Origin of the sequence: Anaerotruncus sp. AF02-27, assembly GCF_003465835.1 — a bacterium.
GTDB lineage: Bacteria > Bacillota > Clostridia > Oscillospirales > Ruminococcaceae > Anaerotruncus > Anaerotruncus rubiinfantis.
Genome location: NZ_QSBX01000001.1, coordinates 97,782 through 107,194, shown reverse-complemented (window position 1 = coordinate 107,194; position 9,413 = coordinate 97,782). Strand labels below are relative to the sequence as shown.

10 protein-coding genes are annotated in these 9,413 nt (G+C 57.0%); 9 read left to right on the top strand and 1 reads right to left on the bottom strand.

The genetic code is table 11. The annotated features are described in order from the left end of the window. The 9 genes from DWV16_RS00565 to DWV16_RS00525 all read left to right on the top strand — a co-directional run. A partial coding sequence (locus DWV16_RS00565; protein ID WP_243007247.1) for an ABC transporter substrate-binding protein occupies positions 1-1,153 on the top strand: 1,153 nt, incomplete at its 5' end. Between the two features lie 91 nt (positions 1,154-1,244). Next, a complete protein-coding gene (locus DWV16_RS00560; RefSeq protein ID WP_066457504.1) occupies positions 1,245-2,120 on the top strand; it encodes a branched-chain amino acid ABC transporter permease in 876 nt (291 codons plus the stop codon). A 14-nt stretch (positions 2,121-2,134) separates the two neighbouring features. Next, on the top strand, positions 2,135-3,034 hold the full coding sequence (locus DWV16_RS00555; protein WP_066457509.1) for a branched-chain amino acid ABC transporter permease: 900 nt from the start codon (positions 2,135-2,137) through the stop codon (positions 3,032-3,034). A gap of 31 nt (positions 3,035-3,065) precedes the next feature. Beyond that, positions 3,066-3,845, top strand: coding sequence for an ABC transporter ATP-binding protein (locus DWV16_RS00550; protein WP_118477545.1), 780 nt, complete (start codon positions 3,066-3,068; stop codon positions 3,843-3,845). A 1-nt stretch (position 3,846) separates the two neighbouring features. Next, the gene (locus DWV16_RS00545) at positions 3,847-4,572 is read left to right on the top strand and encodes an ABC transporter ATP-binding protein (RefSeq protein ID WP_066457514.1); all 726 of its coding nucleotides are present in this window, start codon (positions 3,847-3,849) and stop codon (positions 4,570-4,572) included. Next, a complete protein-coding gene (locus DWV16_RS00540) occupies positions 4,569-5,330 on the top strand; it encodes an SDR family NAD(P)-dependent oxidoreductase (RefSeq protein WP_066457518.1) in 762 nt (253 codons plus the stop codon). The genes DWV16_RS00545 and DWV16_RS00540 overlap by 4 nt, the downstream gene beginning before the upstream one ends. A gap of 128 nt (positions 5,331-5,458) precedes the next feature. Next, entirely contained in the window at positions 5,459-6,313 is an 855-nt protein-coding gene (locus DWV16_RS00535; protein WP_066457522.1) for a polysaccharide deacetylase family protein, read from the top strand. Further along, positions 6,303-7,127 (top strand): polysaccharide deacetylase family protein, encoded by an 825-nt coding sequence (locus DWV16_RS00530; protein ID WP_118477544.1) that lies wholly within the window; start codon positions 6,303-6,305, stop codon positions 7,125-7,127. The genes DWV16_RS00535 and DWV16_RS00530 overlap by 11 nt, the downstream gene beginning before the upstream one ends. Positions 7,128-7,168: 41 nt before the next feature. Beyond that, entirely contained in the window at positions 7,169-8,485 is a 1,317-nt protein-coding gene (locus DWV16_RS00525) for a hypothetical protein (protein ID WP_118477543.1), read from the top strand. Positions 8,486-8,562: 77 nt separating this feature from the next. Here the strand turns inward: DWV16_RS00525 and DWV16_RS00520 are convergent, their stop codons facing one another. Continuing rightward, complete coding sequence (locus tag DWV16_RS00520; protein WP_118477542.1) at positions 8,563-9,399, bottom strand: hypothetical protein; 837 nt, start codon at positions 9,397-9,399, stop codon at positions 8,563-8,565. Between the last annotated feature and the right edge of the window lie 14 nt (positions 9,400-9,413).

Below are 9,413 nucleotides of genomic sequence, written 5' to 3'. Positions count from 1 at the left end.
TTGGGCCCCAGCCGCTTCCGGTGATTCCGCCGTCGGAGGGCAGGCGGCCGAAGCGGAAACCATCCGCATCGGCGTGGTCTGTCCGCTGACCGGAGAAAGCGCTATCTTCGGCGACGTGCTTTCTCAGACTATCATGCTGCTGGCGGAACAGAAAAACGCGGAGGGCGGCCTGCTGGGCAAACAGATCGAGATCAAGGTGTACGATAACCGTGACGACGCGGTGGAAACGACCAACGCGGCACGCAAAGCGATTCTGAACGACAAGGTTGTGGCCTTCATCGGGACCGATTCCTCCGCCAGCACCATCGCGCTTGTGGAGGTTGCCAGCGAATATGAAATCCCGGTCCTCACCAGCATCGCGACCAACTCGAAGGTCACCATGACCGACGACGGCCAGGTGCGCCCGTGGGCGTTCCGCGCCTGCCTCAACGACCCGCAGAGCGGCGCCATCCTCGGCCAGTACGCGGTCAAGGAATGCGGCTATAAGAACATTGCGATCATCTACGAGATCGGTTCCGACTTCCCGATCGGCGTCACCAATGAATTCACCAAGAATGTGGAAGCTTCCGGCGGCAAGATCGTCTGCAGCGAAGCTTACAACACCGGCGATGTGGATTACCGCGCGGTGCTCACCCGCATCAAGAATTCCGGTGACTTCGACGCGCTTTACATCGCGGCGGGATACTATAAGCAGATCGGCCTAATTGCCAACCAGGCGCGCGAGCTCGGCATCGAGCAGCCGTTTTTGACCACCGAGGGCGCGATGTCCAGCGACCTGTTCAACATCGCGGGCGATTCGGTCGAGGGCATGATCTATAACGTTGCGGTTGATACCGGATCCGACAAGGTGCACACCCTGCTGGAAGACTTTATCGAGAGATGGGAGTATGACCCGAGCGTCAACGTCGGCCCGGACTGCTATCTGGCTTACGACGCATTCAAGATTCTGACCGGAGCGATCGAGAAGGCCGGTGCGGCGGATTCGAAGAAGATCCGCGACGAGCTGGAAAACACCACCGAAATCGAGGGTCTGACCAGTAAGATCACCTTTGACCCTGAAACCCATCTGGTTTACCGTGAAGTGCCGATCTGCCAGATCGAAAACGGCGATTTTAAAACCCTGGGCCTGTTTATGCCTGAAAAGACTGCATGAGCAGAGATTAAAAAACCATAACGAGTACGTGCGGTTGTAATGAACCTATAGTTACTGTGCGCGGGCTCTTAAAAAAGGAGGGTGCCTTCATTTGTTTATTCAGCAATTGATAAACGGGTTATCAGTTGGCAGTGTGTATGCATTGATGGCAGTTGGTTACGCACTCATTTACAGTCTACTCAACTTTACCAACTTCGCGCACAGTATCTCTGTTACCATCGGCGCGTTCGCAACATTCTTTTTCCTGACCTACGCGATGCAGGATCTGCTCGCTGGTGTGATCATGGGGATCGTGGCGGCGGCGGCTCTGGCGGCGTTCATCCAGTTCGTCGCCTACCGCCCGCTCTTAAAGCGCAACGCCCGGCGCGTCTACCTCATGATTATCGGGCTTGGTATTTCGGTCATGGGCGACAATCTGATCATCATTGCGTTTTCGGGAAGGTTCCGGATCTATCCGGTCAACTTCTCCTCCCAGAGCCTTGAGATTTTTGGGGCGAGCGTCGGCGTGGTGGACGTCGTTATCTTTGTAGTGAGCATGCTGTCCCTTCTGGTGGTGGAGCTTATCATCCGTAAAACCCGGCTGGGCCTTGCGATCCGCGGCGCCTCCTACAGCCTGGAGACCACCTCCCTCATGGGGGTGGACACCTACCGGCTGATTCTGGCGATCTTTTTGATTGCGGGCGCTTTGGCGGGGGTCGCGGGCGCGCTGCTCGGCGCGAAATACACGACCTATCCGTCGCTGGGCACCTTCTATACGAACAAGGCGTTCATCTGCGCGGTGTTCGGCGGCCTGGGAAGCCTTCCTGGAGCCGTGGTCGGCGCATTGGTGCTGGGCGTGTCGGAAGCGATGATTTCCGCTTATGTCTCCACCACCCTGCGTGACCTGTTCGCATACATACTGCTCATTGGTATTCTGCTGATCCGCCCCTCCGGCCTTATGGGGAAATCCAGCGAAGACAAGGCCTGAAGGAGGGTTATGAGATGGAATATTGGTTGGGTGTAGCGACTCTTGTCGGTATCTATATGATCGCTGTCCTGGGCGTGTCGATCCTATGCGGTTTTACGGGCATGTTCTCAATGGGACACGCGGGCTTCATGGCGGTCGGCGCCTACACGTCGGCGCTTTTGACAAAGCAGTTTGGAATCCCGATTTTCCTTGGCGTCATCGCGGGGATGATCACGGCCTCTATTGTCGGCGCCATCGTCAGTTATCCCACATTGAAACTGCGGGACGACTATTTCATCATTGTGACGCTGGGGATCGGCGAGGCAATCAAGCTGATCATCCAGAACGCGACTTCGATCACGGGCGGCGCGCGCGGCCTTTCGGACATCCCGAAGGGCGCGAGCTTTGGCACCGTGTGGATCATTGTAATCGTCACGATCATTGTCCTGCGGCTCTATATCAATTCGAAACATGGGCGCAACTGTATTGCGGTGCGTGAAGAGGAACTCGCGGCCCAGTCGGTTGGCATCAATATTTTCAAATATAAAATGGAAGCGATGGTCATCAGCTGTGCGCTGTGCGGATGCGCGGGCGCGCTGCTGGGCCACTATATGCACTACCTGCAGCCCAATATGTTCACAATGGTCAAATCGGATGAGTTGGTCATTATCGTCATTCTGGGCGGCCGCGGAAGCCTCACCGGCACTATCCTTGCAAGCCTCCTGCTATTGCCGCTTCCGGAACTTCTGCGCTTCGGCTCCGCCGAACAGTGGCGCATGGTGCTTTACGGCCTGCTGGTGGTCTTTGTCATCCTGTTCCGCCCATCCGGCCTGATGGGTACGCGCGAGCTGTGTCTCAAGGACTTTAAGAATGCTTTTCACTGGGTGACCGGCAAATTTAGAAAACGCCCGGCAGATGCACAAAGTCAAAAGTAACGATACGAGAGATCGGGAAAGGGATACAGCTATGGGAACAAGTACCTATTCACTGGAGATCAGGGATGCCTGCAAGCGGTTCGGCGGCATCGTGGCCACCGACCATGTCAATATCAAAGCACAGCGCGGCCAGATCTTTGGGATCATCGGCCCGAATGGCGCCGGAAAAACCACGCTGTTCAATATGATCACGGGCGTTTATCGGCCCACCGAGGGAGATATCTTCCTGGAAGGCGAATCCATCGCGGGGAAGATGCCCTATCAGATCGCGCGCGAGGGGATTGCGCGCACCTTCCAGAACATCCGCCTTTTTAACGACCTGAGCGTGTATGAAAACGTCCATATCGCCTATCAGAAGAATATGACCTATAACCTGGTGGAAGGCGTTTTAAAGACAAAGAAATACCGGGAGCAGGAGCGGCAGTGCGCCGAAGCCTGCGAGACGTCACTGAGGAGCGTGGGCCTCTGGGAGATGCGCGACCACGTCGCAAGCAACCTGCCGTACGGCATGCAGCGCCGGTTGGAAATCGTACGCGCGCTGGCCACTTCGCCGAAAGTCCTGCTTCTGGACGAACCGGCCGCCGGTATGAACGAGGAGGAGTCGGAACGGCTCTCCGAAATCATCAAAAATATCCGCGACACGCACAGGGACATCACAATCCTGGTCATCGACCATCATATGGACGTCATCATGGATGTCTGCGACGCCATCACGGTCATCAACTTTGGCAAACAGCTGGCCACAGGCACGCCGGATGAGATCCAGCAGAACCAGGAAGTAATCGACGCTTATTTGGGGGTGGGTGACTAAGATGCTGCGGATAGAAAACCTGACTTACAGTTACGGCAAAATCCAGGCGCTCAACGGCGTCAGCTTTGAGATGCGGCAGGGAGAGATCATGTCCATCGTCGGCGCGAACGGCGCGGGCAAATCGACCCTGATGCGCTGCATCGCGGGGCTCTTGAAACCGCAGGGCGGCAGAATCCTTTACGATGAGAAACCGCTCACATCGGCCGCGCACGCGGTGGTGGCGCGGGGAATCGCGCTGGTGCCGGAAGGACGCTGGATTTTCCCAAACCTCACGGTGGAGGAAAACCTTCTGATGGGCGGCTACCTGGTAAAGAACCGGCAGCCCGGCCTGGAGCGTTCTTACGAGCTGTTCGAGCGTTTAAAGGAACGCCGCAGCCAGCGCGCGGGCACCCTTTCGGGCGGGGAGCAGCAGATGCTCGCGATCGCGCGCGGGCTGATGTCGAACCCGAAGGTGCTGCTGCTTGACGAGCCTTCGCTCGGACTTGCGCCGCTCATCGTCAACGATGTCATCAACATCATCGACGAGATCAACAAACAGGGTGTGAGCGTCCTGCTCGTCGAACAGAATGCGCGCAAAGCACTTAAAATTGCACATCACGCCTGTGTTATCGAACAGGGCAGAATTGTCAAATTCGGCACCGGCGATGAAATTGCCAAAAGCGAGAGCGTGGTCTCCGCTTATCTTGGCAAACGGAAAAATGAAGGAGAAAGAGGGCAGCAGTCATGAAAGATTATCTGCAGATCGGCGGAAAAGTAGCGATCGTCACCGGTTCGGGCCGGGGCATCGGCCGTGGCGTGGCGGAGGAGCTCGCCGCCTACGGCGTGAAGGTCATGGTCAGCGATATCAACGATGAAAACGGGAAGAAAGTCAAGGAAGGGATTATCGAAGCGGGCGGCATTGCCGAATACTGTCACTGTGATATCATGAAAATCGAGGACATCAAGAATCTGGTTGCCGAGACGGTCCGGGTGTTCGGTACAGTTGACATTCTGGTCAACAATGGCGGCGGCGGCGAGCCTCCGTGCGATTTCTTCACCATCACCGATGAGCGTTGGGACCACTACATTCGCTTCAACCTCTACAGCGCGTTCTTCATGATCCGGGAAGTGTTCCCGTATATGCGCGCCCAGAAGAGCGGCAAGATCGTGAACATCAGTTCCGGTTATGCGATCGGCGGCGGCGACCAGTGCGCCCACTATGCTTCCGCGAAGGCGGGCATCATCGGGCTCACCACTTCGATTGCGAAGGAAGCCGCGCCGTACAACATCAACGTGAACGTCATCCCGGTCCCGACGACCGACACCCCCGGACTGCGGGAAGCGGACTTCGAGCTGGTCGCGGACGAGATCCCGCTCATCCCGATGGGACGCATCGCGGTGCCGAAGGACGTTGCGAACACGGTGCTGTTCCTTGTTTCCGAAGCGGCGGACTATGTGACCGGCCAGATTGTCGCGCCCAACGGCGGCAAACGGATGCTGGTGTAAGGGCGCCCGGTTAAGAAATACGGGGCGGCCGGGAGTCAGAATATGGTTCCCGGCCGCCTTTTTAGGCTTTTGCAGATTTGCGGCCGCGGCTGGCGCGGCAAGAATACCAACGAAAAGGAGCAATCATTATGGTTTGGCCAAACAAAGCCAAATGCGCGTTTTCCCTGGGCTTTGACATGGACGGCGACACCATCTGGCGCAACAAGATCCGGCATCTGCCGAACGGTTCCGCCTATATCAAAGGGCCGTCGATCGGTCAGTATGGACCGCGCAGAGGCGCTCAGCGCATCCTTGAAATTCTGGAGGAGTATGATCTTCGGGCGACCTGGTTCATACCGGCGGACATGGTGCGGGAATATGCGGACGTGGTGGAAAAGATCCTAGCCAAGGGCCACGAGATCGCCCACCATGGGCTTGACCACACCGGCGCATACGGAAAAACCTTTACGGAGCAGGTCGAGCGGTTCGAACGCTGCCAAGAGATCTTCTTAAAATATGCCGGTGTGAAGGCGCTCGGCATCCGTCCGACCGGTTCGCTGCTGCCCGAGACCGAGCGCTGGCTTTACAGCGACGGCGGCTTTGTCTATTCCAGTGCGGGCACCAGCGGCGAGGAATGCGGCTGGTACAAGGTCGAGGGGACGCCGACAAAGGGCGTCAACATCCCCTGCCGTGACGAACAGACCGACGACTATGTTCAGACGGTCCTGCACAACTACCCTGCGGTGCTCGAAGGGATGCCGCGGCTTGCCTCCTACGACTGCGTTTACCAAAACTGGATTCGTGAAGTGGAAGGCGCGGCGCGTTTCGGAAATTCCGGTTCCACCGCGTTTCATCCGCAGATCGCGGGAACCCCGGGCCGCGCAATTATGCTGGAGAAGTTCTGCAAATATCTTGCGGAAAATCCCGATGTCTGGAGCGTCCCCTGCATTGAAATTGCAAACCACTTTAAATCGGTCATGGAGGGCAAAGGTCATGAGGAATGAAAAAGCAGTATGGCCGGAAGGGAAAAGATGCGCCGCTCTGATCAGCGTGAACCTTGACGCGGAATTCTATGGGCGGATTTTCTATCCGGAGGTGGACGTGGACGAAGGGGATATCCTGCGCCTCGGTCGCACCGGTATGGAATTTGGACTGCCGCATCTGCTGGATGCGCTCGACAATTACGGCGTGAAGGCCACTTTTTTTGTGCCGGGAGAAGTGGCGCGCCGTTATCCGGAAAAGGTGAAAGAAATTGCCGCGCGCGGCCATGAGATCGGCTGCCACGGACTAAAGCATGAGATCTTCGCACATCTTCCCCGCGCGGAGCAGGAAGCTCGGCTGCGCGAGGCCCAGTCGATCCTCAGGGAGACGGTCGGAAAAGACCCGGTGGGCTTTCGGATGCCGGAAGGGGAGATCACCGAGGAAACCCTCTGTGTCGCAAAGGAATTGGGCTTTGCCTATTCGAGCTCGCTTTCGGACAGTGACCTGCCGTATATCCGCGAACCGGCGGGCCTGCTGGAACTGCCGATTCATTGGGCACTTTTCGATCTGCCGTATTTCACCTTTGCGTTCGATCCGCCGATCCCGCCGGGACAGGCGCGCAGCGCTTCGATGGACGACGTGCTGCAAAACTGGCGCTATGAGCTTGAGGGCGCGCGCCGCTGGGGCACCTTGCTGAACCTCCAGCTCGACCCGCAGGCGGTCGGCGAGCAGGGACGCATCTTCATGCTGGAAAAGCTGCTCGACGAGATGCAGCGCGCGGGCGACGTCTGGATCGCCACCGGCGAGGAGATTGCCGCGCGCTGCGGGAAGGCATAACCGCCCCATAACAGAAAATCAGAACAAAGGAGTCTCCCGTCATGTCAGAAACCGCACTTAATGCAATGGCAAAACAGTATGAGGAAATGACCTTATGCAAAAGCCGGTACGACGATATCGATATCCAGTGGTATACCGAAGGCCCTTTCTGGAGAAGGACCGATATGCGGTATTCCCGCGAATACAAGATCCTGCCCGACTATGAGATCGCGGACGCGAAACACGGGCGCACCCTGCGCGACATTCTGGACGAGTCGACCCACCTGCTTGACAACCTCGCGCTCTACAAAAAAACCGCCCGCCCGGAAGAAATCCACCGGGTCAATTACCTGATCGACCACGTGGGCCATGTGCGCACCCGCACCCGGATGCTGCTGGGTGAAAAGATCCCGTTCGATACGATGACCGACGAGCTTTACAGCCTAGTGGCGCCCGACTATGACTACAAAAAATTCGACGATATCCTCGCGGAGCTCGGCCAGGCGCTGCCCGGCGCGGGTTCCGCGCAGGAGAAGGCCTGGGCGTTCCGTGAAAAAATCTCCATTCCAAAGGACAGGGTCCTGCGGGTTCTCAAGGAGACCACCCAGGTATTCCACGATATCTCGATGCGTAGGATGACCCTCACCGGCAACAGCATGCCGCGGGTACGGGTGCGCGAATATGCCGATCCGGGCATGGCGTTTTTGTCGATCCTGTTCGGTTATGACTACAACCACCTCGAATATGAACGCAACTTCAATCTGAACTTCCCCTGGACAGTGGATAATGTAGTGGAATGCATCGGACATGAGATGGAACCCGGCCACATCACCTACTATGAGAAGCGCACCCAGACCTTTATCGATACCTGCTGGCCGGAGATGGCGGTCGTTTCGCAGTTTTCTTCATCTTCAGCCTTCACTGAAGGTTCGGCGCGGTATGTTATCCCCATGTGCTTTGACCTGTCGATGGAAAAGCAGCTCGACTTTGAGCGTGAAACGATCTTTAAAAACGCCGGCCTGGATACCGGGCTGGTCGAATTGATGCCGCTCTGGCACAAGTACGTCGAGATTGCGGGCTATGCGAAGCTCGAGGTCACCCGTAATCTGTGGGAGAACCGCTGGAGCGAAGCGGAAGCGGCGGCGTTCCTGAAAAAGTATGCGGTCATCGGCAAGGACGCGGAGGACTCCTGCGTGAGCCGCCTTGCCGCGGATGACGGACATTTTGTGGCGCATGATTATGCCCGCGACGTGGTCAAGGATTACTTCAACGCGGTCGCGCCCACAGTCGATGAGCAGTGGCGGCTGTATGAGAGCCTTTGCTGCGCCGATATGTCGATGCGGGAGATCCAGGACAAGACCTTCCGGATCGATTTCTAAGCGTTTTTCCTTCTTTTAATCAGCAAGGGGCCCCATACCATCGGTATGGGGCCCCTTGTGTTTTTATCCGCTTTTATTTATTCTGATTCGGTGTTCATACAGAGCGCCGCGGCGTAAAGCCCCAGGCAGAAGTAGAAGCCCGCTTCGGAAAGGCTGATTGCAATGTCGGTAGCCTTTCCAAAGAACGGCGCGGCCAGGATGCCTGCCGAAACGCTGAGCGCCACAATTGCGAAGGAAAGCCCGAACGCGGTCATCTGCCGCATGCCTTTTTCCGGGTTCACGCCGCCCATCACCCGGCCGTATGCGAGCAGGAACGGCACCAGCAGGATCAGCATCACAACGGTGTAACGCTGGTCGGAAACGCTGCGGATCGCAGTATAGGACATATAGGAGGTCAGCAGATTGGCAACCTGCCAAATGAGAGGCACCAGCATCAGTAGGCCGTTGATCCGGAAGGTACGGGAATCGCCCGTGCCTTTAAAACCGATATAGATGAACAGCACAGCCGAGACAACCGGCGCGGCGGCAAGACAGATGAGCCGCAAAAGGAGCATCAGGGCGCCCACCACGACAGGGCCCGGAAAATCGAGGTCGGCCATATATGAAAACTGCGCGAAAGCGGAAAGCCCCGCGACTGGCAGCGCCACGATACCCGCAAGGGCGGCCATCCCGCGCACCTGGTTTGGATAGGCCGCGTAGACCGTGGATGTGTTCTTTCTGGAAAACAGTGCGCTTACAATGATTGCGATGCAGGACGCGCCAAGGATTACGCCGTAAACGATGGCGAAAAGCCGGCCTTCGTCGGTGTAAAAACCGGTATCCGGGTCGATATAGGATAGCTTCAGATAGATGCGCAGGCCGACGCAGGCAACCATAGAAAAGAAAAAGATGAATTTGGAAGTTTTATAAGGCATCGAAATCCTCCGTA

What these genes read in the sequence shown, in the direction of transcription:
- DWV16_RS00555 (WP_066457509.1), top strand. Translation starts at nt 2,135, where the DNA reads ATGGAATATTGGTTGGGTGTAGCGACTCTTGTCGGTATCTATATGATC.
- DWV16_RS00550 (WP_118477545.1), top strand. Translation starts at nt 3,066, where the DNA reads ATGGGAACAAGTACCTATTCACTGGAGATCAGGGATGCCTGCAAGCGG.
- DWV16_RS00545 (WP_066457514.1), top strand. Translation starts at nt 3,847, where the DNA reads ATGCTGCGGATAGAAAACCTGACTTACAGTTACGGCAAAATCCAGGCG.
- DWV16_RS00540 (WP_066457518.1), top strand. Translation starts at nt 4,569, where the DNA reads ATGAAAGATTATCTGCAGATCGGCGGAAAAGTAGCGATCGTCACCGGT.
- DWV16_RS00535 (WP_066457522.1), top strand. Translation starts at nt 5,459, where the DNA reads ATGGTTTGGCCAAACAAAGCCAAATGCGCGTTTTCCCTGGGCTTTGAC.
- DWV16_RS00530 (WP_118477544.1), top strand. Translation starts at nt 6,303, where the DNA reads ATGAGGAATGAAAAAGCAGTATGGCCGGAAGGGAAAAGATGCGCCGCT.
- DWV16_RS00525 (WP_118477543.1), top strand. Translation starts at nt 7,169, where the DNA reads ATGTCAGAAACCGCACTTAATGCAATGGCAAAACAGTATGAGGAAATG.
- DWV16_RS00520 (WP_118477542.1), bottom strand. Translation starts at nt 9,399, where the DNA reads ATGCCTTATAAAACTTCCAAATTCATCTTTTTCTTTTCTATGGTTGCC.